General features: G+C 44.6%; 27 protein-coding genes. 17 read left to right on the forward strand and 10 right to left on the reverse strand.

The window, feature by feature from the left end:
* The first annotated feature begins 44 nt into the window (after positions 1-44).
* The 8 genes from cyoE (at position 45) to NIAKO_RS31900 (ending at position 6,080) form a co-directional block, all read left to right on the forward strand.
* The gene (gene cyoE, locus NIAKO_RS31865) at positions 45-944 is read left to right on the forward strand and encodes a heme o synthase (RefSeq protein WP_014222610.1); all 900 of its coding nucleotides are present in this window, start codon (positions 45-47) and stop codon (positions 942-944) included.
* Positions 945-967: 23 nt separating this feature from the next.
* The gene (locus NIAKO_RS31870; protein ID WP_014222611.1) at positions 968-1,537 is read left to right on the forward strand and encodes a cytochrome c oxidase subunit 3; all 570 of its coding nucleotides are present in this window, start codon (positions 968-970) and stop codon (positions 1,535-1,537) included.
* A 30-nt stretch (positions 1,538-1,567) separates the two neighbouring features.
* Positions 1,568-2,242, forward strand: coding sequence for a cytochrome c oxidase subunit 3 (locus NIAKO_RS31875; protein WP_014222612.1), 675 nt, complete (start codon positions 1,568-1,570; stop codon positions 2,240-2,242).
* Between the two features lie 71 nt (positions 2,243-2,313).
* Positions 2,314-2,775, forward strand: coding sequence for a cytochrome C oxidase subunit IV family protein (locus NIAKO_RS31880; RefSeq protein ID WP_014222613.1), 462 nt, complete (start codon positions 2,314-2,316; stop codon positions 2,773-2,775).
* Positions 2,776-2,973: 198 nt separating this feature from the next.
* Positions 2,974-3,789, forward strand: coding sequence for an SCO family protein (locus NIAKO_RS31885; RefSeq protein ID WP_014222614.1), 816 nt, complete (start codon positions 2,974-2,976; stop codon positions 3,787-3,789).
* A 2-nt stretch (positions 3,790-3,791) separates the two neighbouring features.
* Positions 3,792-4,373 (forward strand): DUF420 domain-containing protein, encoded by a 582-nt coding sequence (locus NIAKO_RS31890; RefSeq protein WP_014222615.1) that lies wholly within the window; start codon positions 3,792-3,794, stop codon positions 4,371-4,373.
* A 9-nt stretch (positions 4,374-4,382) separates the two neighbouring features.
* On the forward strand, positions 4,383-4,856 hold the full coding sequence (locus tag NIAKO_RS31895; RefSeq protein ID WP_014222616.1) for a hypothetical protein: 474 nt from the start codon (positions 4,383-4,385) through the stop codon (positions 4,854-4,856).
* Positions 4,857-5,069: 213 nt separating this feature from the next.
* Positions 5,070-6,080, forward strand: a complete 1,011-nt coding sequence (locus tag NIAKO_RS31900; protein WP_014222617.1) for a zinc-binding alcohol dehydrogenase family protein — start codon at positions 5,070-5,072, stop codon at positions 6,078-6,080.
* A gap of 30 nt (positions 6,081-6,110) precedes the next feature.
* Here NIAKO_RS31900 and NIAKO_RS31905 read toward each other — a convergent pair whose 3' ends face one another.
* Genes NIAKO_RS31905 through trmB form a run of 3 tightly spaced genes read right to left on the reverse strand, consistent with a single transcriptional unit; the run spans position 6,111 to position 7,375 of the window.
* Positions 6,111-6,509 carry an MGMT family protein gene (locus NIAKO_RS31905; RefSeq protein ID WP_014222618.1) on the reverse strand — a complete coding sequence of 133 codons (399 nt, stop codon included), beginning with the start codon at positions 6,507-6,509 and terminating at the stop codon, positions 6,111-6,113.
* A complete protein-coding gene (locus NIAKO_RS31910) occupies positions 6,487-6,693 on the reverse strand; it encodes a C1orf53 family protein (protein ID WP_014222619.1) in 207 nt (68 codons plus the stop codon). Before NIAKO_RS31910 ends, NIAKO_RS31905 begins: the two co-directional genes overlap by 23 nt.
* Positions 6,665-7,375 (reverse strand): tRNA (guanosine(46)-N7)-methyltransferase TrmB, encoded by a 711-nt coding sequence (trmB, locus tag NIAKO_RS31915; RefSeq protein WP_014222620.1) that lies wholly within the window; start codon positions 7,373-7,375, stop codon positions 6,665-6,667. Before trmB ends, NIAKO_RS31910 begins: the two co-directional genes overlap by 29 nt.
* Before the next feature lie 149 nt (positions 7,376-7,524).
* Between trmB and NIAKO_RS31920 the strand changes: the two genes are divergently transcribed.
* The 4 genes from NIAKO_RS31920 (at position 7,525) to NIAKO_RS31935 (ending at position 10,558) form a co-directional block, all read left to right on the forward strand.
* Entirely contained in the window at positions 7,525-8,292 is a 768-nt protein-coding gene (locus NIAKO_RS31920) for an SDR family NAD(P)-dependent oxidoreductase (RefSeq protein WP_049815651.1), read from the forward strand.
* 11 nt (positions 8,293-8,303) lie between these two features.
* Positions 8,304-8,972, forward strand: a complete 669-nt coding sequence (locus tag NIAKO_RS31925) for a Crp/Fnr family transcriptional regulator (RefSeq protein WP_014222622.1) — start codon at positions 8,304-8,306, stop codon at positions 8,970-8,972.
* A gap of 625 nt (positions 8,973-9,597) precedes the next feature.
* Positions 9,598-10,068, forward strand: coding sequence for an Lrp/AsnC ligand binding domain-containing protein (locus NIAKO_RS31930; protein WP_014222623.1), 471 nt, complete (start codon positions 9,598-9,600; stop codon positions 10,066-10,068).
* A 79-nt stretch (positions 10,069-10,147) separates the two neighbouring features.
* A complete protein-coding gene (locus NIAKO_RS31935; RefSeq protein ID WP_014222624.1) occupies positions 10,148-10,558 on the forward strand; it encodes a hypothetical protein in 411 nt (136 codons plus the stop codon).
* A 52-nt stretch (positions 10,559-10,610) separates the two neighbouring features.
* Here NIAKO_RS31935 and NIAKO_RS31940 read toward each other — a convergent pair whose 3' ends face one another.
* The 3 genes from NIAKO_RS31940 to NIAKO_RS31950 all read right to left on the reverse strand — a co-directional run bounded on the left by NIAKO_RS31940 (position 10,611) and on the right by NIAKO_RS31950 (position 13,860).
* Entirely contained in the window at positions 10,611-11,708 is a 1,098-nt protein-coding gene (locus NIAKO_RS31940) for an ABC transporter permease (protein ID WP_014222625.1), read from the reverse strand.
* 123 nt (positions 11,709-11,831) lie between these two features.
* On the reverse strand, positions 11,832-12,983 hold the full coding sequence (locus NIAKO_RS31945) for a glycosyltransferase (RefSeq protein WP_014222626.1): 1,152 nt from the start codon (positions 12,981-12,983) through the stop codon (positions 11,832-11,834).
* Positions 12,984-13,005: 22 nt separating this feature from the next.
* Complete coding sequence (locus NIAKO_RS31950) at positions 13,006-13,860, reverse strand: alpha/beta fold hydrolase (RefSeq protein ID WP_014222627.1); 855 nt, start codon at positions 13,858-13,860, stop codon at positions 13,006-13,008.
* A 580-nt stretch (positions 13,861-14,440) separates the two neighbouring features.
* Between NIAKO_RS31950 and NIAKO_RS31955 the strand changes: the two genes are divergently transcribed.
* Both NIAKO_RS31955 and NIAKO_RS31960 read left to right on the forward strand, forming a co-directional pair.
* Complete coding sequence (locus NIAKO_RS31955; RefSeq protein WP_014222629.1) at positions 14,441-14,884, forward strand: MarR family winged helix-turn-helix transcriptional regulator; 444 nt, start codon at positions 14,441-14,443, stop codon at positions 14,882-14,884.
* 236 nt (positions 14,885-15,120) lie between these two features.
* Positions 15,121-16,911, forward strand: coding sequence for an acyl-CoA dehydrogenase family protein (locus NIAKO_RS31960; RefSeq protein WP_014222630.1), 1,791 nt, complete (start codon positions 15,121-15,123; stop codon positions 16,909-16,911).
* A 188-nt stretch (positions 16,912-17,099) separates the two neighbouring features.
* Here the strand turns inward: NIAKO_RS31960 and NIAKO_RS31965 are convergent, their stop codons facing one another.
* Positions 17,100-17,306: a hypothetical protein gene (locus NIAKO_RS31965; protein WP_014222631.1), complete on the reverse strand. Its 207-nt coding sequence runs from the start codon at positions 17,304-17,306 to the stop codon at positions 17,100-17,102.
* Between the two features lie 180 nt (positions 17,307-17,486).
* Between NIAKO_RS31965 and NIAKO_RS31970 the strand changes: the two genes are divergently transcribed.
* From NIAKO_RS31970 to NIAKO_RS31980, 3 genes are read left to right on the forward strand one after another with little or no spacing between them, the layout of a single operon-like run.
* On the forward strand, positions 17,487-18,872 hold the full coding sequence (locus NIAKO_RS31970; RefSeq protein WP_014222632.1) for a deoxyguanosinetriphosphate triphosphohydrolase: 1,386 nt from the start codon (positions 17,487-17,489) through the stop codon (positions 18,870-18,872).
* 17 nt (positions 18,873-18,889) lie between these two features.
* Positions 18,890-19,297 carry a Dabb family protein gene (locus NIAKO_RS31975; RefSeq protein ID WP_014222633.1) on the forward strand — a complete coding sequence of 136 codons (408 nt, stop codon included), beginning with the start codon at positions 18,890-18,892 and terminating at the stop codon, positions 19,295-19,297.
* Between the two features lie 9 nt (positions 19,298-19,306).
* Positions 19,307-19,714, forward strand: coding sequence for a DUF2251 domain-containing protein (locus NIAKO_RS31980; RefSeq protein ID WP_014222634.1), 408 nt, complete (start codon positions 19,307-19,309; stop codon positions 19,712-19,714).
* 16 nt (positions 19,715-19,730) lie between these two features.
* On the opposite strand, the gene NIAKO_RS31985 is transcribed toward NIAKO_RS31980, so the two are convergent.
* From NIAKO_RS31985 to pgl, 3 genes are all read right to left on the reverse strand, one after another.
* Positions 19,731-20,582, reverse strand: a complete 852-nt coding sequence (locus NIAKO_RS31985) for a polysaccharide deacetylase family protein (RefSeq protein ID WP_014222635.1) — start codon at positions 20,580-20,582, stop codon at positions 19,731-19,733.
* Positions 20,548-21,504 carry a glycosyltransferase family 2 protein gene (locus NIAKO_RS31990; RefSeq protein ID WP_014222636.1) on the reverse strand — a complete coding sequence of 319 codons (957 nt, stop codon included), beginning with the start codon at positions 21,502-21,504 and terminating at the stop codon, positions 20,548-20,550. Before NIAKO_RS31990 ends, NIAKO_RS31985 begins: the two co-directional genes overlap by 35 nt.
* A 315-nt stretch (positions 21,505-21,819) precedes the next feature.
* Positions 21,820-22,542, reverse strand: a complete 723-nt coding sequence (gene pgl, locus NIAKO_RS31995; protein ID WP_014222637.1) for a 6-phosphogluconolactonase — start codon at positions 22,540-22,542, stop codon at positions 21,820-21,822.

A 22,542-nucleotide genomic window follows, 5' to 3' on the forward strand; every position in this document is an offset into this window, starting at 1 on the left:
ATGCAAGAAGTGGGCAACCGCTAATAAAACATATTATTTAACTGATGGAGCAAGTAACCGTGAAGCAACAGAGTTCTTTAAATATTGCCGGTAAGGTAAAGGATTATATGATGCTGATTAAGTTCAGCCTCAGCTTCATGGTTGTGTTTAGTGCTGTTATCAGTTACCTGCTGGCGCCGAAAGTTGTTGAATACGACTGGCTTCACATTATCCTGTTGTTTATTGGGGGCCTGCTGGTAACCGGCAGCGCCAACACCGTAAACCAGATAGTGGAGAAGGATACCGACGCCATGATGGCGCGCACGGCCAAACGCCCGGTAGCATCCGGAAGAATGCAACCGGCAGAAGCCTGGACCTTTGCCATCATCGCAGTAGTAGCCGGGTTATTCATCCTGGGTTATTGCTTTAACTGGTTATCGGCCGGTTTGGCATTGTTCAGCTGGTTTGTATATGCATACATGTACACGCCGTTAAAAAAGGTAAGTGCGGTATCGGTGCTGTTAGGCGCTGTGCCAGGAGCTTTACCCTGTTTAATTGGCTGGGCTGCAGGTCAGGACGAATTAAGCGTTGGCGGTTGGGTGCTCTTTGCCATCCAGTTTTTCTGGCAGTTCCCGCACTTCTGGGCTATAGCCTGGATTGCGCACAAGGATTACTCCAATGCCGGGTTTAAACTGATGCCTTCTGTAGAAGGACCTACCAAGTATTCAGCAATACAGTCGATCATTTACTCATTGGTATTGATCCCGGTTGGCACATTGCCGTACCTGGTTGGCATGAGTGGCATGGTGAGTTTTGTGATCGTACTGATAGCAAACCTGTTCATGCTTTGGCAAAGTGTAAGGCTGTATCGTGAAATGGAGAAGAAAGCCGCGCGCCGGGTTATGTTCACCAGCTATATTTATTTGCCTATAGTATTATTGGCTTTACTGGCCGATAAATTATAAAAGATAAAAACTTTAAAACCGTGATGGCAGAAGCAGTGAGTACGCAACGAAAAAAAATACATCCACACAAGTTTACCTTGTGGGTAGGCATAGGCAGCATCATTATGATGTTCGCCGGCTTAACAAGCGCCTATATTGTAAAAGGCAGTCTGCCCGGCTTTAGCTCGGTGCAAATGCCAAAGATCTTTTATTATTCAACTGCCGTAATGCTGCTCAGCAGCTTTACCATGCAATGGGGCCTGAAATCGTTTAAGGAGCGTGGTATGCAACAATACCGCCGCCTGTTAACGGTTACCATGATGCTCGGTATCATCTTCATTGTACTACAGATCACCGGTTTTTCACAACTGTGGAATGCAGGGAATAAACTGGCGGGATCTGCCGGGGCAGGACAGTTCTTATACGTAATATTCAGTTTGCACGCGGTGCACGTTTTAGGTGGCATCATTGCATTGATAGTGATGTTCATAAAAGCATTCAGCGCGCGCATCAGGAATTATAATTCAGTACCGGTAGAGGTGATGAGCACCTACTGGCACTTTGTAGACCTGTTATGGGTTTATTTGTTTGTGTTCTTTTTGTTTAAATCTTAATTGCAGAACTACTAATACTAAAATAGCAACATGGCACAAGTAGCAACGGCTAATCAAGGCATGTGGTCCGGAGGAAAGAGCCCATTTAAAGTGGAGTATGGCAAGTTAATGATGTGGTATTTCTTAATGAGTGATGCTTTTACTTTCGGCGCATTCTTGATTTCGTACGGAACCATCCGGTTTTCAACTAACTCATGGCCCGACCCCAATCACGTGTTCAGGTCTTTCCCTATCATAGGTGAAATGCACATTCCACTGGCGTTCGTGAGCTTAATGACCTTCATTCTGATCATGAGTTCAGTAACCATGGTACTGGCCGTAGGCGCTGGTCATGAAATGAACAGAAAAGAAGTATTGAAATGGTTAGGCTGGACCATCCTCGGTGGTATCGCTTTCTTAAGCTGCCAGGCCTGGGAGTGGACGCATCTTTATCATGAAGGCGCCTGGTGGGGCCACAATCCGTTCATCAACATCGACGGTACACAGTCTTCTACCAACTTTACCAACTTCTTCTTCACCATCACAGGTTTCCATGGATTCCACGTATTGTCTGGTGTAGTGATAAACATCATCATGTTCATCATGACTTACAAGGGTGTGTTCGACAGAAGAGGCCACTACCTGATGATCGAAAAAGCTGGTTTGTACTGGCACTTCGTTGATCTGGTATGGGTATTCGTATTCACTTGTTTTTACCTGTTCTAGTTGGTTGAATATTTCAGCCATTGATTATAATAACATAGGCAATTAACTGATTTATATATAATATTGCGATTATGGAAAATGCACATGTAGCAGCAGTACCGCACACACATGCAACCGACGAGGCACATACTTTCGACAGAAAGGCCATCTGGAGAACCTTCCGGATTCTTTTATACATCACGTTATTCGAATTGATCCTTGCCATCGGATATTATGAAATTGATTTTTCAAATCCACACCTGGTAAAACATTTACTGAATGGTGTATTCATTATACTTACCCTGGCAAAGGCTTTCTTTATCATATCTGAGTTTATGCACTTGGGTCATGAGATCAGAAACCTGATCCTGAGTATTTCCATTCCGGCTTTATTGTTCATCTGGTTTATTACCGCTTTTCTGTGGGATGGAAATTCTTACAAGAACCTGCGTAATACCTATGACAAACATTACAAGGACCGTGCTTCTGAAAAAGTAGAGAAAAAAGAAGAGCCCGCTAAAGGCGAAAAGGAAGAACCTGGTAAATTACAATAATTGACTTTACTGCTAAATGTGATATAAAAAAGAACCATCGTCACCTGACGATGGTTCTTTTTTTTGTGCCGGAACCGGTTAATGAACAAGTAGTTACACCGGTTCATCCCATAGGAATTACATAAATGTGTTTTATTCAAATAAAAAACTGCATGGCAACGCGCCTTGCGGTAACTTTGCGCAGCAAAAGAAAAACCCGTGAGTCAGAAAGCATTATTAGCCCTGTGTATCGCCATTTTTTTACCTGTTATCAGCTACTTCATTGTAAAGGGAGTAAGCCGGGATGCTATTCATATGCCTCCGCATTATTATGCCGATGATGTAATTGAGGGGGTAAAAAATGGAAAGCAGGTAAGCGATACCATCTGGCACCAGGTGGCCAATATTAAGCTGAGGAATCAGCTGGGCGATTCTGTATCATTAGACAGCTTGCGGGGTAGAATTATTGTTGCAGATTTCTTCTTTACACATTGTCCTTCTATTTGTCCCACGCTTACAAAGAACATGAAAGGGCTGCAGGACGCGCTTAAAATGAAGGATGTTACCAAAAGGCTGGATAGTTCCTTTGTTCAGTTTTTATCTTTCACGGTAGATCCCCAAAGAGATACGGTAGAGCAATTAAGAAAATACGCCACGCATTTTGGCGTAAACCCCGATGTATGGTGGATGTTGACCGGCCCTAAAAAGACCATCTATGATTTCGCGCTGAACGAAGTAAAGCTGGGCCTGCAGGATGGGGAAGGTGTTGACTCGAATTTTATACACACCCAGAAACTTGTTGTAATAGATAAAAAAGGCGTTGTACGTGGGTATTACGATGGATTGGATACAATGGCCCTTTCCAAACTGGCAGAGGATATAACCCTGCTGATGTTGGAAAAAGACAAAAACGAACCTTCGCCAGTATTGGCCCAGATCGTAAGCATCTGGCCAATTTACATAGCTGTGATCATAGCCGTTGTGCTGTTTGTTTGGATCACGCGCAGACCAGCAAAAGAACCCAAATTTCAATAGTTATGTTACCTCCTGTACTGGCAAAAAATGATAAAAGAGCCCACTGGCTTATTCTTGTATTTTCTTTTGTAGTTTTTGCTGCGGTGACGGCATTAAGCCGTATCAAGCTCGATGTAGATCTTGGATTTAACGTACATATTTTCGCGCAGTTGAACGCCGTGATCAATACCATTGTAAGCTTGTTATTGCTGGCTGGTTTGTCAACCGCAAAACAAGGCAAATATGAACTGCACAAGAAGATCATGATCACCGCATTGATCCTGTCTGTGATCTTCCTGGTGTCTTACATCTGCCACCATTTATTTGCAGGTGAAACCAGGTTTGGCGATCTGAACCACGATGGTAAGATGAGTGCGGAGGAGATTGCCCTGGCCGGATCAAAAAGAACGCTGTATTTTATCATTCTTTCTACCCATATTCCGCTCGCAGGTCTGGTACTGCCCTTTATACTTTATACGGCATACCGGGCGTTAATTGGCGAATATCCCCAACACAAAAAGCTGGCCCGTTACACCTGGCCTGTTTGGTTATATGTTTCGGTAACCGGTGTTTTGGTATATTTAATGATTAGCCCGTATTATTAATCACTTTCCATGCAACAACCCAACGCATTTAAAGTACTGAAAGTACTGCATACCGCATTATTGATGAGTATGATAATATTCAGCGTAGTTGCCATTGTACTGGTACAGCGGAATCTTATTCCTGCCTCCGGTGAAACGCTTGAACGCAGCTTACAGCTGGTTTGTATCCTGGTATCAGGTGTTATGTTGCTGGCCGGGTTCAATATCTTCAAGAAAAAGATGATGGCCGCCCGTAATGATACCGGGCCGGGTGAGCAAAGGATGGACTTATATCGCGCTGCCTGTATCTTGTGGTGGGCAATGATAGAAGGCCCGGGTTTACTGGCTACAGTAGGGTATATTCTTACGCACAACCTGGCATTTTTGGCGTTGGCGGTGTTTCATATCACGTGCTTGTTTGTATTCTCCCCACGCAAAGCGAATATTGTTGTGTTGTTGAATTTGACTCCGGCCGAAGTGGCGCGTTTGGAGGGCACGAAGTAGTTGACGTGTTGACAGGTTAACATGTTGACAAGAATTTAAAGTAGGGCATATCAGTAAACAGTGGCAGGTTGATAGCGTTGACAGGGTTGATAGCGTTGATAAAGGGCGAGATGAAATGAGTGAGTGATGAAAATAGTGGGAAATAGTACTTTGTCGCGAACCATCTCTGCCTTCTGCCGTTTTCACGATTTACGACGAAAAGCATTTTATTATATGAAGCAGTTAGTTTGTATCACTCCCGGCCAATTGGAATACCAGCAGGGACAGCAACCCGAGGTTAAAGAAGGCCAGTCGTTACTTAGAATAAAACGCATAGGCATTTGTGGAACCGATCTGCATGCCTATGAAGGTACACAGCCGTTTTTTAATTATCCGCGCATTTTGGGTCATGAACTGGCTGCTGAATATGTATCGGGTGATGCGCCGGGGTTTACAGCAGGCGAACCGGTGACTATTATTCCCTATTTCAATTGTGGTAAATGTATTGCCTGCCGCAGTGGTAAACCTAATTGCTGTACCAGCATCCAGGTATGTGGTGTGCATGTAGATGGCGGCATGCGTGAATATTTAGTGGTTCCCTCTTATTCATTACTTCATGGCGATGGATTGAGCTTTGATGAGCTGGCATTGGTTGAACCCCTGGCTATCGGGGCCCATGGTGTTCGCCGCGCAGGCGTACAGCCAGGTGAATATGTGCTGGTAATTGGCGCCGGTCCTATTGGTTTGGGTATTATGGAATTTGCCCGCATTGCCGGTGGCCATGTTATTGCCATGGACATTAATGAACAACGCTTACAGTTCTGTCGCGGAAAATTACAGGTAGCACATACCATCAATGCCGCTACCGACAATGTAATGCAACGCCTGCAGGAAATTACCAATAACGACATGCCTACCGTAGTGATCGATGCTACCGGAAGTTTAAAGGCTATCAATAATGCATTTCAATACATGGCACATGGCGCCCGTTATGTGCTGGTTGGTTTGCAAAAGAATGAGATCAGTTTCTCCCATCCTGAATTTCATAAACGCGAAGCTACTTTAATGAGCAGCCGCAATGCCACCAGGGAAGATTTTGACCTGGTAATGAACAGCATGAAAAAGAAACTGGTTAATCCCGCTACTTATATTACTCACCGCGTAGCGTTTGAAAAGGTGAAGGACGAGTTTGCGAGTTGGCTGGTTCCGGAAACAGGGGTTATTAAAGCGATGGTTTCGTTATAGAAATATCGAATGTTGAATGTTCAATGTTCGCTAGATCAATTCCGTCGAAGGATCCCAGAACAGTTTCTTGAAATCAACCACGGTATCATTCTTAACCTTGATGCCTTCTTTCTTCAGCAGTTCCGCCATTTTGGAAGGCGGGTTAAAATGATGTTTACCAGTTAACATGCCGTTGCGGTTTACCACGCGATGGGCAGGTATTTTGGGTTTGGCCCCATGGGCCGCATGCATGGCCCAGCCAACCATTCTTGCCGATAGTCTGGTGCCCAGGCAACTGGCAATGGCGCCATAAGATGTTACGCGGCCTTTGGGGATCTGGCGGGTTACATCAAAAACCAGTTCAAAAAAAGACTCTTCTTTTTTGCCCGAGGGATTTACGCTGGCCAGTTTTTCCCTGGCAGTGTTATTAGCTTTTTTGCGTGGTGCCATCTTGTTTATGTTGATTAAGCAACTGACTTTTCCGGGGCTCAGGAACATTTACATATTCATACGGACAGTGCCGGCATCCGTTTCCGCAACAATTGCCCCTTTCCAGGTGATATTGTGCGGTAAGCACCATATACCCCTGTTCATTATAATAAAAATCAACTCCTTCTGTCAGATTCTTCTTCAAGCAATAATATTTTTAAAGCACTTTCCTTATCGGGTAAAGGAGTGGCCGGCAGCATGAATTGTAAATAATGCACCTTGTTGCTTTGGGCAATGTCAAGGCCTTCGTAATGCGTTTTAATTTTAAGCACATCGCTCACCTCACCGGCATAAACATCTTCAATGTCCTGGATAACGGGAAGATCGTATAAATCGATCACCCATTTGGTAAAACGGTACAGGCTTGGCGAATCGGTTTTCAGGTGAATATAACCACCCGGCCGCACAATTTGTTGGTACAACCGCAGAAATTTGGGGTGGGTGAGCCTTTTACGGGCCTTGGAGGTCCTTAACTGCGGATCAGGGAACGTAAGCCAGATCTCCGATACTTCGGCAGGCGAAAAATAAGTGCCAATACGATCAATCTGGGTGCGCAGGAAGCCCACATTGGTCAGGTTCTCCTGCAGGGCTTTTTTGGCGCCTACCCAAATGCGATTCCCCTTCACATCAACACCCAAAAAGTTCCGGTCGGGAAATAACCGGCCCAATCCAACGGCGTATTCACCCTTGCCGCAAGCCAGTTCGAGGGTGATGGGGTTATCGTTATGGAAAAAGTTTTTCCAGGTACCCGCTGTATTTTCGGGGTATTGCAGCACATTCGGAAATGTGAGTACTTCTGCGAAGCGTTGTAATTTTTTCTGGCCCATGAAGCGGCAAAAATAGGCGAAAAAGCCCAAGGTCTTATTCGGTAGCATATAATGGCATCACCAGGCGCCGTACTTACGTGACATTTATCACCATTATTTTGTGACACTTGTCCTTGTAACGAAAGACATGTGTGGGTGACATTTGTTTGATGAAATTAAAAGACAAAGTAACCGTGGTTACCGGCGGTAACAGCGGTATCGGCTTCGGCATAGCTTCTTCCTTTAGCAGGGAAGGGGCAAATGGTGCCATCACTGGAAGAAATCAGGAAACAATAAACAGGTCTATTGAGCTATTGGGAACAAATTTTATTGGACTTAAAGGAGATGTAACAAACCTGGATGATCTGGAACGAATCTTTAAAGAAACGTTCAGTAAGTTTGGTAAGATTGATGCATTGGTGGTTAATGCAGGCGGTGTGGTGGATGGCTCGCCGATGGGATCGGTGGCGGATGTAGGAGAAATTGGATACGATAAGTACATGGCCCTAAATCTGAAAAGCGTCTACTTCACTGTTCAAAAGGCGTTACCGTATTTAAATGATGGCAGTTCGGTGATCTTAATAGGCTCTACAGCCGCTCATCGGGCCGCCCCGGGGATGTCTGTCTACAGCGCCGCTAAAGCTGCTGTAGTTTCCTTCGCAAAAGGGTTTTCTCTGGATTTGTTAGCCCGTAAGATCAGGGTAAATGTGCTTTCGCCTGGCAGTATCGAAACGCCTGTGTTTGACAAACTCGCACCTGCCGAACAGGTTGGCCTGGTTAAACAATTCTGGGTGAACCAAATCCCTGTGGGCCGGCTTGGCCAACCTGCTGATATCGGACAGGCGGCTGTATTTCTCGCGTCTGACGAATCAACCTTTATTTTGGGCAGCGAGCTGTTAGTGGATGGAGGTATGACAAATATTAGTCTGATGAAATAATGCTTTTATAAATGGCAGCTTGCCTTTATGATAGCCGGCTGCCTTTTGTTGCTACACCTTTTTGGGATAGCTTTGGTAAAAGCTTTTTAAAGATGTTCGAGGTTTTTGCCAACTACTTGAGGGTGAATGGAGGGCTGACTGATGAGGATCTGAAACTGGTGGAGATGGTAACGATACCAAAGCGTATTCGTAAACGTCAGTATTTACTACAGGAGGGTGACGTCAGTCGATATAATACATTTATAACCAAAGGATGCCTTAGGTTATATCGCGTGGGTAACGACGGCGCCGAATATATCCTTCGATTTGCTGTAGAAAATTGGTGGATCAGTGATTATGAAAGTTATCATTCCGGCCTTCCCTCTAAATTTAATATTGATGCATTGGAAGACAGCGAGCTTTTGCTAATTGAAAAGGAAAAGTTCGATTCCTTATGTGAAACGATTCCCCGGTTTAGAAAACTCAGAGAAACATTAGACAATAAAAATTTCGAAGTAAGCCAGAACAGGATCCTTAGCAATATCAGTGAAACTACCGAAGAGAAATATTTCAACTTCGTTAACATGTGCCCACATATATACAACCGTGTTCCGTTGCATATGCTTGCTTCTTTTCTGGGTGTTTCTCGCGAAACCTTAAGCCGGATGAGGCAACACCAACTAAAGAAAACAGGAAACTAGCTGGTGGTAACAATAATGGTGGCGTCGCCTGTTAATTATAATGTCCAGCTGAATAAATCTCCTAACTTTCAATTTGATCCCAATTGATTAGATAACCCTAAAAACAAAAATGCCGCCAATATACTGATAGTCAATATATAGACGGCACTTGAAGCTGTAGAGGGAGGATTCGAACCTCCACGGGGCAGTTAGCCATGGTGCAAATCTGTGGTGGTCAACCCCAGTCGACCAATTGCTTGATCGGCATTACACCACGTTTATCCCGAACCCCCACCCCCGAGACAAGAGGGCATGTCTGCCAAATTTCATCACTCCACAAGATAAAAACGTGTAAAAAAGCTGCTGTAGGAGAAGGATTCGAACCTCCACGGGGTTGTTAGCCACGCCCGAAAGCGTAATTTTTCCTTCCTGGTAAACCAGTATTCCCCACCCTCGAGACTAGAGGGCATGTCTGCCAAGTTTCATCACCCCACAGTATATTTTCCTTATCTAAAGAACTATTACAACACAAATCTAAAGAAATAGCCCATATCGTTGTAAATTATTCAAGAGAAATTTGGAAAGTTTCGATAATATGTAAATATTTGCAGTATTGCTTGAATTTTGTAAAAAAACGATTGCAAAAATGGCAGCTAAATTGAATTTGGATAAACTGGACCTGCAGATCATCCACGAGATGATGGATAATGCAGAAATTTCTTATGCAGATCTGGGTAAGAAGCTTTTTGTTTCCGGAGGTACAATTCATGTACGTATAAAGAAACTACAGGAAGCGGGTATAGTCAAAGGTACAAAATTAAACGTGGACCTTAAAGCGCTCGGGTACGATGTAATAGCTTTTATTGGCATATATCTGGAGAAAAGCTCCCTGTACGATTTTGTAGCTAAGGAACTGCAGCGCATCCCCGAAATTGTACGGTTGAATTATACAACGGGCAATTACAGCATGTTCGCCGAGATCGTGTGTAAAGATATTAATCAATTACGGTTTGTATTACACGATGAATTACAGAAGATAAAAGGAATTGAACGCACCGAAACGTTTATTTCGCTGGAAGAAAGCTTCAGCCGGAACGTTCAGGTTTTTACACAATAGCCATTTTTCATAGGAAAATGCGTAAACCGGCAGCTTTTTTGCGTTATAAAGTGTAATTCAAAATTTATCTCTACCTATTATGAAAAAAATTACCCTGGTTGGTTTGGCCGTACTGTTAGTTCTTTCTGTTGTTGTGAGTTGTAAAAAGAAAAAAAGTGGCGATGAAGGTGGTTGTGGTGAACAGAAAATTAAAGTAACAACTATTCCAGCCATTAACACTGTTGATCCCCCTGCTCCCGGAACTAATTTTCCCTTAGTAGTGAATATTGAAACCATGCCGCCATCTGGCGCTACCATTATAGTAAATGCCAAATCTGAAAACAATGGTACGGTGTACTTTACAGAAACCCGCGATAAGGCATTAACATCAAATAGCTTTACCATTACCAATACACCTGCGGGTGTTAGTTGTTTGGTTACAGTTACGGTAACTTCTGCAACCTGTAATACCAATACCTGGTCTGGTACTTATAGATATACGGCTAAATAAACTGATTTATAAATTATTCAACCTGCCCTGGCGAAAGTTGGGGCAGGTTTTTTTATTCCTTTACCTGCAGGGCATCGCGTAAACCATTGCCCAGCATATTAAACGCCAGCACCAGTACCATAATAGCAAAACCGGGCGCCAGCGCCAGCATGGGATTGTGGGTAATTATAAAGTTGTAGTTTTCTTTGATCATAAGTCCCCAGCTTGGTTGCGGTGGCTGCACGCCCACACCTAAAAAACTCAATCCCGCTTCTATAACAATGGCCGATGCAAAGTTGGAAGCCGCCACTACCATCACCGGGCCCATTACATTGGGCAGCACATGGCGAAATATAATGCGGGTATGTGAATAACCCAATGCCTTAGCCGCCTCTACGTATTCCAGTTCACGCACGCTTAAAACCTGGCCGCGAATAATACGGGCCACACTTACCCACATGGTTAAACCAATGGCTATAAACACCTGCCAGAAGCCTTTACCCAATACCAGCGTAATAGCAAAAACCAGCAGCAGCGTAGGTATGCTCCAGATCACATTGATGAACCACATAATTACTTCATCGGTCCTTCCTCTGAAATAACCAGCCAGTGCACCTAGCAGTACGCCAATACTGAGTGATATTAATACGGTAACCAGTCCTACACCGAGGCTTACCCGAACACCCACCAACAACCTGCTTAAAATATCGCGGCCATATTTATCAGTTCCCAGGCGGAATTTTTTTGTAGTGATCTTAAAATCGCCTTTGGCCGAACCTTCCTGCCAGCGGGTTTGTGATACAGGCAGCGCTACCCGCTCTGAAATGCCTTCGTCGATGTATTTCTGAATTATTAAACTATCGCCCTGTTGTTGATAACTGGTGATGGGAATGTATTGGTATTTATCTTCCTTTCCTGAAAAAAGCCGGTTGAAGAAACCCGCAGATTTTACTTTTCCTGCCCGGGGTAATTGAAGAAATACCTGGGTATAACCGGGTTTTTGACCACCAATTTCCACCACCATTCTATTGGCATCGGGTGAACCATCCGGCGCCAGCAAATAGGCAAACACCGCTATTAGTATGGCCAGCGTAATGATGGCTATACCAATCAGTGCCCCTTTGTTTTTTTTAAGTCGCCGCCATGTTGTTCTTGTCGTGGCAGTCTCCATTTTGTTCAGTTTCAGGTTACAGGTCTCAGGTTACAAGGCAATGAAACCTGTAACCTGTATCTTGTAACAGCTTTAAGTTAAAAATAATATAGTTAAAACGAGTATGCAGAAAATAGCATACCGTTACTTTTTAATGCGCCGTCCCTTCCACTCATAATGCCCGAATTTTCCCAACCAGCCTGCAATAATAGTATAACCGATATGCAGGGGTTGCAGAAAAGGAAAGTACTTCATTAACTTTTGCTGGCCAAAAAAGATGGCTACCGAATTTACGAACGGAAATTCTATTAACACTTTCGCCAGTAATAATAACAGCACCATTAACATCCAGGTACTGTTCCAGAACGAGGCAATAGTGCCGGCCAGAAAGCACACATTCAACAGGTATACCAATAGCAATACCCAAAAAATGCGTTTGTCGTCATAGCTGTCGGCCTTGCTTGCCCAGCGAATGCGCTGGTGAAAGAACTGTTTCCAGTTATGGGCCGGTTCTGTTGTAACAATGGCGCTGCGGTTCTTCAGGTAAAATACTTTATCGGGATATTGTTTAAATATTTTGTGCATCAACAGCATATCATCGCCCGAAGCAATGTTATCGATGTTGTTAAAACCACCTACTTCATAAAACGCCGGCTTTTCATAAGCCAGGTTGGCGCCATTGCACATGGAGTGGAACCGTTTGTATACCGACGCGGCTGTAATGCCTTGCAGGGTCAGGAAATCGAGGGTTTGAAAAACGGATAGTAAAGTCGACTGATTATAAAACGTAACGGGTGCGGCTATGAATCTGGCGTCGTTGGCTTCGTAGAATGCCGCTATCGACTGCAACCAGTGTGGATTAAACCGGCAATCTGCATCGGTGGTTACTATCAGTTGCCCCGCAGCCGCATTGATGCCGGTTTCAATGGCTTTCTTTTTGTAAGAACCGATGGCGCTTCTTTCTTCCACATAATCTTTTAATGCCAGTGTTTTTAATTGCAATCCCTCAAAATGTGATTCCTGTAAAAGTGACCAGCTGTTATCGGTTGAATGATCGTCGATGATAATTACTTCATACAAATGTTTGGGGTGTTGCTGGTGCTGTAACGACTGTAACAGGGCAGGAATATGTTGTTCTTCGTTACGGGCGGCTATAACGACGGAGATGAATACGGAAGCCTGCTTTTCGGGTAAAACAAATTCCGGTAACTGGTTCCATGCACTGTGATAATAATTTATCAGCACAGCATAAATCACCATAAACAGAAAGAACAGGAAAAAGAAAACTGGCATCATTCAATTGGATTTGTCAACTATTTTACGATTCTATTAGTGGTATGATCTCCTTCACTTGTTTTTCCTGTAACACCTGGTGGCCGGTTTGAATAATATGCAACGTACAGAAAGATTCAATACCCCTGCGAAATTTTTCTCCCCGTTCCGGCCTGATGATGCGATCGTATTGCCCATATAATAATCTTACCGGCAGATTGTGGGCAGGAATAAGTTTTTTTATAAATGCAAGGTTGGGTTTTATGGCGCGCATGGTGGTCCAGCGTTCGTATAACAGCCTGCGAACAGTGGTGTCGTTTATATAATGGCGGGTAAATTTTAAAACGCTTTGATTGATGAGCTTTAATTTATTGCCGGCTTTCAGCAGCGAGAAGAACCAGCCGGGATGCTTCATAGTAAACCCGAACAGGCGGTTGCCAATATAGGTTTGCGTGGCCAGCCAGTACCAGAAATTCACTTTTAATCCATCGGGCGCCAGTAACACTGTCTTTTCAATTTTGCCAGCAAGCGATTGCAGTAATTGCAACGCAACCCTGCCACCCATACTATAGCCCAACAAGGTTATGCGCTGGGTGCCATCGCAATATTTTGCATGCAGGGTTTCGGTGATCGTAACGAGATCGGCAACAGAAAACTGCAGGCCTTCATTCCATTGGGTTTTGCCATGAAAGGGAAGATCGATGCCAATGAGTGTATAGTCTGTCCCGATATATTTTTCCAGAAAATGAAACGACTCGGAGGATTCGCCATAGCCATGCAAACAAAGGATGAGCTTTTGTCCGGTACCAAACCAGCAATAATGCACTTGTGACGACCGGTATGTTAAAAAAGCAGTTTGCATGTTGAATAAATCGGCTACAATATAGGTATTAAGCAGCACACCGTATTTTAGACATATCGCTTAAGCAATCAGGTGGTTTAATCAACAGCAATTCTTTTCAAAAAAGCCATTCTCTTTTTTAATCAGGAACGGACCTTTTTATATCAAAAGAGAGTTTATTTAAATGCGTTGGTAAAACTTTTAAAAAAAACAGTCTCCAGGTAGTCGGGGAAGGTTTTTTATTCAATTACCAGGTATAGTTTTTCAATTAACAGTTTCTGCTTTTAAAAAAACGGATCATGTTTTTAAAGAGAATGGATAGTTTTTTGAAAGGAACTCAAAAGTTTTTAAAACAAATAGGTTGTTATATGAAAAGATTGTTCAATCAATTGAAAAAAGTTACTTGTCTTTTCAAAAAATGAGCGTGTTTTTTGAAAAACAAGACTCGGTTTTTCAAAAGTTTAAGGGCTAGATTATTCATTTACAGCCTATTGAATATTTAGTAGCATCAGTAACGGCTTGCGTTGCCCTCTTTTTCAACGATCCCTCGGTAAAATCAGCTGCTAACAAAAATTTGCTCAACAAAACTTGTTGAAATGCCGGTAAAATACTAGATTTGGATAGTTGTATAAACAACTATATGACAAACAACCAATTCAAGAGAGGCGAGTTATACAGTTTTATCACTGGAAAGGCATCAACGGCTATTGCCCGTCGGCTGCAGAAGAAGTTCAATTCAGCGAACCTTAATTTAACCATAGAACAGTGGAGCGTGCTGTACCATTTATGGAAACAGGATGGGATCAGCCAGCAGGAGTTGTGCAATGCATCGTACCGCGATAAACCCAGCATTACGCGGCTGGTAGATAACCTGGAAAAATTGCAACTGGTAAAACGGGTATCGTCAGAGTCGGACCGCAGAATGAACCTGATTTATTTAACCAGCCGCGCGCAGAAGCTGCAGGACCAAACCATGGACCTGGCCAATGAAACTTTGTTAGAAGCATTGGAGGGGGTTAGTCCGGAGAGGATAGATATATGTAGGGAGGTATTGCAGATAGTGTACGATAATCTGGCTGGTTGATTGGGTTGACAGGTTAACAGGTTGACACGTTAACAAGTTGACATGTTAACACAGATTAAATTGAAGCATTGGAGGTAAGAAGTTAGTAGTTGATATAGTTGACAAAGGAAGCAGTTAACAGGTTAGCAAGGTGAGAATCATCGCGAGGCTGTATTGCTCCCCCTCCACCGGAGGGCGTTGGGAGGAGGCCCAACATAACGAATGCATAAAATTACCCAACAATAAACATACTACATATGAGCACCACCACACAACAAAACATGCTCAAAGGCGGTGAATGGCTTATAAAGGAAAGCTCCCCCTTTGACACCTTCATCCCGGAAGATTTTTCAGAAGAACAGCAAATGGTAAAAGATATGTGCGCTTCGTTCCTCGATGCGGAGGTATTGCCTATTCTCGATCGCATCGATAAACTGGAGCCCGGCCTTATGCCATCACTGGTTACCAAAGCCGGTGAACAGGGTTTGCTGGGCGCTTCCATTCCCGAACAATATGGTGGGTTGGGTAAAGACTTTATCACCTCCAACCTGGTAGGTGAGGGGCTTGGCGGCGGGTTCTCCTTTTCCGTGGCCGTATCGGCCCACATGGGTATTGGCACCCTGCCGATCCTTTATTTTGGCACCGACAAACAAAAAGAGAAATATATACCCAAGCTGGCTACAGGCGAATGGAAGGGCGCTTATGGCCTTACAGAGCCCAATAGCGGCAGCGATGCATTGGGCGCCAAAACAACAGCTACACTAAGCGCCGATGGAAAGCATTACCTGCTGAACGGCCAGAAGTGCTGGATCACCAATGGCGGCTTTGCAGATGTGTACACCGTGTTTGCGAAAATTGATGGCGACAAGTTCTCTGCCTTTATTGTGGAAAGAGGGTTTGAAGGGTTTACGCAGGGCGCTGAAGAACATAAAATGGGGATCAAGGGTTCTTCAACCGTTCAATTATACTTCCAGGATTGTAAAGTGCCGGTGGAGAACCTGCTGGGCGAAATTGGCAAAGGCCACATTATCGCCTTTAACATCCTGAACATTGGCCGCCTGAAATTATGTGCAGCTGCTCTGGGCGGCGCCAAACGGGCCACAACCACCAGCATTCAATACGCCAATACGCGCGAGCAGTTTAAAACGCCTATCGCCTCATTTGGCGCTATCAAAAATAAACTGGCCGAAATGGCCATTGCCATGTGGGTAGCCGAAAGTGCTTTGTACCGCACGGCCAAATGGATCGATGATAAAGAGCATGAACTGCTGGCTGCCGGTAAATCGTTCAGCGAAGCAGTACTGGGTGGCGCGGAAGAATACGCCATCGAGTGCGCCATCTTAAAAGTATTCGGCAGTGAAACGCTTGACCTGGTAGTGGATGAAGGCGTACAGATCCACGGTGGTAATGGGTATAGCGATGAATATGTTATTTCAAAAGCGTATCGCGATAGCCGCATCAACCGCATTTACGAAGGCACCAACGAGATCAATCGCCTGTTAACGGTTGATATGGTGTTGAAGCGTGCCATGAAGGGCCGCTTAGACCTGATGACGGGGGCCATGAACGTACAGAAAGAATTGATGAGCATTCCCGACTTTGGCAGCGGCGATGAAGAAGCATTTGCCAAAGAGAAAAAGCTGATCGCCAATTTTAAAAAGGCCATCCTGTTAACTGCCGGTGCAGCAGTACAAAAACTGATGATGAAGATTGAGCAGGAGCAGGAAATACTTATGCACATCGCCGATATGGCCATAGCCACCTTTGCCGCAGAAAGCGCCCTGTTACGGGCTATGAAACTGGCCGACCGCAAAGGCGAAGCCGCAGCTGCCTTTGAACTGGATATTACAAGAACTTATTTATACGATGCCGCCGACCTCATTCACAAACATGGCAAAGACGCTATTAATGCGTTTGCCGATGGTGATGAACAACGGATGATGTTATTGGGAATAAAACGTTTTACAAAAACGGAACCTTTCAATAGCAAGGAAGCTAAACGCCGCATTGCTGCGAAGCTCATTGCCGATAACCGGTATCCATTGTAAACTTATGGTGAGTGGTCAGTTGTGAGTGGTGAGTGGGTTTCCGATCTTTCAGCCATCTGCAAGTTCGCGAACTTACTCACAACTCACTTGCCTTTCCTTTATCAACTCTATCAACCTGTCAACTTTATCAACTTGCCTTCCCTGATCAACCCGTCAACTTGTTAACAGGTCAACCCGTCAGCTCTATCTTACTGCATTTGCTCGCCTTCTTCTCCTTCGTCTGATTTAAATGCGGCCCGGGCCAGTAACAGAAAACCGGCAGTGGCATGAAGTATAAAACAGGAATGTGAAACTTTATCGTTGTAACCTGTACTGGTGAGCATAATGGCCATGGAGGCAATTACAGACAGGAAACAAACTATCAATAAGCTGTTTACAAAGGGTACTATACGCATACGGTTAGGTTTTGTAGCACGAAATTCAGTTTGAATATAATATCTGCCTTGCAATTATTCTAACTTTTGGCAAAAATCAATTGGGATTTGTAGGAAATATAGGGGTTTGCCCTTGAGCTTTCAGGGTTTAGTAACCTAAATACCCGCTCAACCACAAGGTTTTGCGTTATTTTTGTCGCCATGAACTGGCAACAACTTACTAGTAGCAAACGGAGCGGGTCTGAAAACAGAACAGGATTTACCGATGCGGTACGTACTTCTTTTGTGCGGGATTACGATCGCCTGATCTTTTCAAGCGCCTTCAGGCGGCTGCAGAATAAAACCCAGGTATTTCCGTTACCCGGTCCCGGGGTGTTTGTGCATAACCGCTTAACGCATAGCCTGGAGGTGGCCTCGGTTGGGCGCTCGCTGGGTAAAGCAGTAGGCGATGCCCTGGCGCAGAAATATCCGCAGGAAAACGATTACTTCCGCGAGTTCTATAAATACGAATTGCCCTCGGTCATTGCTGCCGGTTGCCTGGCGCACGATATCGGTAATCCGCCGTTCGGGCATTCGGGTGAGGATGCAATCCGCACTTTTTTCACGGAGCTCACCGGTGCGGAAAAGACGCAATTTTCGGAATTGCTCAGTGAGAACCAGCAACGTGATTTTCTGTATTTCGAGGGGAATGCCAATGCTTTTCGCACCTTAACGCATAGTTTTAATGAAAAAGCAGCCGGTGGTTTCCGGTTAACCTACGCTACGCTGGCTTCCATAGTAAAATATCCCTCCGATTCACTCAGCGGGTTTAATAAACAACAGCTGGTTACCAAAAAATCGGGGTTCTTCGATTCGGAGGTTGAAACCTATAAACACATTGCCAAAGAACTGGGCATTCCCCGGCTCCATGAATCGAAAAACATATTCGCCCGTCACCCCTTTGTGTACCTGGTAGAGGCGGCCGATGATATCTGTTACCGCATTATTGATTTTGAAGATGCGCACCGCCTGAACATCATTTCCATCGATACTATTAAAGAATTGTTCCTGCAGTTTTTTAATAATGAAACAGGGTACGATGCCAGAGAGAAGGTGGAAGATACTTTTAACGGCATAAACGATAATAATCAGCGGGTGCAATATTTACGCGCCAAACTCATAAACCTGCTCATTAACCGCGTAACCAATGTGTTTATGGAGAAAGAGGAGGAGTTATTGCAGGGCACCTTGCAAAAATCACTCATCGATTATTTACCTGAATCGGAACAGCAACTGATAAAAACCATCGACGAATTTTCCATCGAGCACATCTATAACCACCGGTCGGTAGTGGAAATTGAAATTGCAGGTTACAATGTGATTGGCGGATTGCTGAAAGAGTTTTTTGCTGCGGTAACCAATCCAAAATCGGCCAAATCGAAGAAGCTGCTGCAACTGATCTCCCGGCAATTTATCATTACCGGCGAGCGCAACAGATTGTATAACGATATTCAGTCGGTTGTTGATTTTATTGCCGGCATGACCGACCTGTTTGCGGTAGACGTTTTCCGCAAGATCACCGGGATTGAATTTCCGCAAATACGATAAATTTAAACCTTAAAAACATGACTACACGCCGCGAATTTATTGGTAACACCGGAAAAGCAATGATTGCCGGTGGATTAGTTACCTTAGCTGAAAATGAAGATCCCGTTATGTTAGAAAACAAGTTCATTCACCACGTTTATTTCTGGTTAAAGAATACCGATAGCAAAGAAGACCGCGCCAAACTGCTGGAAGGGCTGCATAAGCTCTCGAAAGTAAAGACCATCAAAACCTTTCATATTGGTCAGCCGGCCGATACCAACCGCGATGTAATTGAACGGGGATACGTGTTTTCGTGGTTTTGTTTGTTCGATAATGGCGCCGACCAGGCCAGCTACCAGGTAGATCCTATTCACCTGAAATTTGTTGAAGACTATTCACACTTATGGAGCAAGGTGATCGTGTACGATTCTGTAGATGCTAAATAACGGGCGCCCATGAACGGATACTTATTGCGGGAGCAGGCTTATACTGCCGGTGAAGCAACTTTTATTGATTGTATCAACGAGATAAACAAATACGCGGTTGCTTTTGAAGACGATACCGATACCGGGTATTTTTATGCGTTTGTACTGGATGCCGAAGGAAAGCAACTGGTACTGGATGCGTTGCATATTTACAATATCGAGGAGGTGCCGGAGGAAAAGCGAAAAGGTATTATCAGGATGGTGTGGTCGAAAGACTGGCAGCGGTGCGCCCTGGTGATCAATAATTATTGCCACGCCATTTTTGATTTTGAAAATCATGGTGGCTATTGCCGCAATGAGTTTCCACCCCCCAATGAATTCTGGACGAAAGGGGAAAGAACGCTCACCAATGAAATGGTAGCGGCCCTGTTCCAATAAAAATGTCTGATTCCCCTTATTCCGCCAATGGCGCCTTTCTGGCGGTTTTCAAAGCCTCAACCGCGGGTTGATTCAATTGCCTTGGTTGCAACGACCTGGTGGTTGAAAGCATGTTCCACATGGTGGTGAAATCGCCTTCCAGTTTCAGGTCTTTAATCAGGCGGTATAAGCGTTGTTGCAGCTTTTCGCCCGACCATCTTTTTGCATAACCCGGTAATTCAAACTCCCAGATGTCGGTAAACTCCCAGGGATGGAAGTATAAGCACAGGTAACCGTCTTTATGAAGGGCTTTTATGGCCAGGTTTTTAAATGCGCTGTAAGGCATGTTTTTAAAGGCCAGCCAAAACAGCGGTATCCGCAGGCGCGGACTTACAGATGCCGGTACGCGCAGCATATTCTGATCGGTGTATATGGTGCGGGGCAGGTGAAGATCGTTATAGCGGCCTGGTATTAAAGTAGGGTTGATAGAAGAATCGTAACTATACCCCGCGTCAATCACATCACTCATGGGTACCTTTTTCAGCCGGGGCATTCTTAAGCCATATACGGGCTGATTGGTAATATCCTCCAGTTCGAGCCGGCTTTGTAACAGGTCTTCTGTTTTATACCGGGAATGGAAGAAGGTATGTGAAGCAATTTCGTGTTTGCGTGAGATCTGGCGAATGCTCTCGGGGTGCCAGCTGGCAAAGTTAGCGGTAGTAAAAAAGGTACAGGCAGCATTGGCCCCGTTAACGATAGCCATAGTAGATTGCAGGCCCTTGAAACCGATTTCCATTTGTTCTTCAATGGAAAGGTTTTGATTATACTCCAATGGCATATCAAACTCTTCTACATCAAAACTCATCAATATGTATCGCTGAAGGCTCATGAATATTTGATTCTTTTACTATGTAAACAGGTCGGTGTTTGTTTTGCATAAATAGCTTGCCCAGGTAAATGCCGATAATACCAAGTATCATCAGCTGCAGGCCGCCAAAAAATACAACGGTTACTATTAACGAGCTCCAACCTGAGATCGTATACCCGAAATAGTAACTGTACAAGGCATAAGGTATATAAAGGGTCGATAAGGCTGCAAATGTAAAGCCAATATAGGTTGCTGCGTACAATGGCCTGATACTAAATGAGGTTATACCCTGTAAGGCAAACTTAATCATCTTCTTCGACGTATATTTTGAAGCGCCGGATCTGCGCTCATTGGGCTCATATTCAACAGGTTCCTGTTTAAATCCAGCCCATTTTACCAGGCCTCTGAAAAAGGGTTCAAACTCGGCCAGGCCGCGCAGCACATCCACCACATTACGGTTCATTAACCGGAAATCTGCGGTGCCTTTTTCAATTTTGATGTCGCTCAGCCAGTTCAGGATCGTGTAAAAAAGATTGGAGGTGGCTCTTTTTAAAAAGGGCAGTTTTTTATCTTCTTTACGAACGGTGTACACCACGTCGTAGCCTTCTTCCCATTTTTCAAGCAGGGTGGGTATCAGGGAAGGCGGGTGTTGCATATCTCCATCCATGGTAATTACACAATCTCCATCGGCTTTGTCCAAACCGGCCTTGATGGCCGCCTGGTGGCCAAAATTGCGGGAGAAGGAAATGTAGCGGACGTGATCGTCCTGGAGGGCTAGTTTCTTTACTTCGTGCAAGGTCAGGTCGCTGCTGCCGTCGTCAACAAACAGCAGGTTGTAGCGGTATGGCAGGTCGGCAAACGTACGTTTGATGGCCTTTGCCATTACGGTTACATTTTCCCTTTCATTATGTACCGGAACAATGATGGATACGAGTTTGGTCATGCCTCCATTGTTTTTAGGTAAATAATCAGGTTAGAGTTTAAACGCCAAGGTGTTGGAATAATAGAGAGGTGGTTGCAAATCAGGCCTCGCATTACATATGCAGGATCGGCTTGCGAGGAAATGTATCCCGGCAAGTTTTCGTTTAGGCAAATGAATGGTGCTTTTCGATTGGGTGTTAACATCTCAATAACTAGGGATAAAACGGCAAATTTGCCATCTCCCCTACGTTGAAAAACAAAAACTTATCCAAAATTGAGAAAAAAAATCCTAATTCCCGGAGATGTTGAAAATCAGTAAGATATTATTTGCTGAATGTTAGCCTTTTACTTTGCTGGCGGCGGCCTCATCCACAAACCAGTGCAACTGGCCACTGGCCGGCTGAATGATCTGGGAAGGATATTGCTCAATGGCAGGCTCCCCTTTAAGCACTTCAAATAAGGCGTTGGCTTTACCGGCGCCAAAGGTGAGAAAGGCCACTTTGCGGGCCCGGTTTACGATGGGCGCCGTTAAGGTGATGCGGTACATCTGCTGGGCATCCAGGTAAAAAGAGGTTACCCAGGCCTTTTGTTCATGTATAACAGGGGTATGTGGGAATAGTGAAAGGGTGTGGCCATCGTCGCCCATCCCATTCAGTACCAGGTCGAAGGAAGGGCCTTCGTTGCCAAAATATTGGTGAAGGATAGCCTCGTAGGCTTTGGCTGATTCCTCGGCCGATAAGGTGGTATCCATAACATGCACCTGGCTGGCTACAACGGGCACTTTGTTCAGCAGGTGCTCGTAGGTCATTTTTGCATTGTTGCGGCTGTCGTCAAAAGGTACAGCACGCTCATCGCCCCAGAAAATATGCATTTTGCTCCAGTCAATACGGTCCCGGTAAGGCGCAGCAGCCAGCAGATCGTACAGCAGTTTGGGCGAATTACCACCTGTTACCACCCAGGTAAACCGATCCTGTTTTTGCAGGGTAGTTTCAATATTGGTAGTGATCCATTCTGCCAAAGCGTGGCTTACTTCTTCGGGAGTTTTGTATATGTGAAGCAT

This window comes from Niastella koreensis GR20-10 (assembly GCF_000246855.1).
In the GTDB taxonomy this organism is placed as follows: domain Bacteria; phylum Bacteroidota; class Bacteroidia; order Chitinophagales; family Chitinophagaceae; genus Niastella; species Niastella koreensis.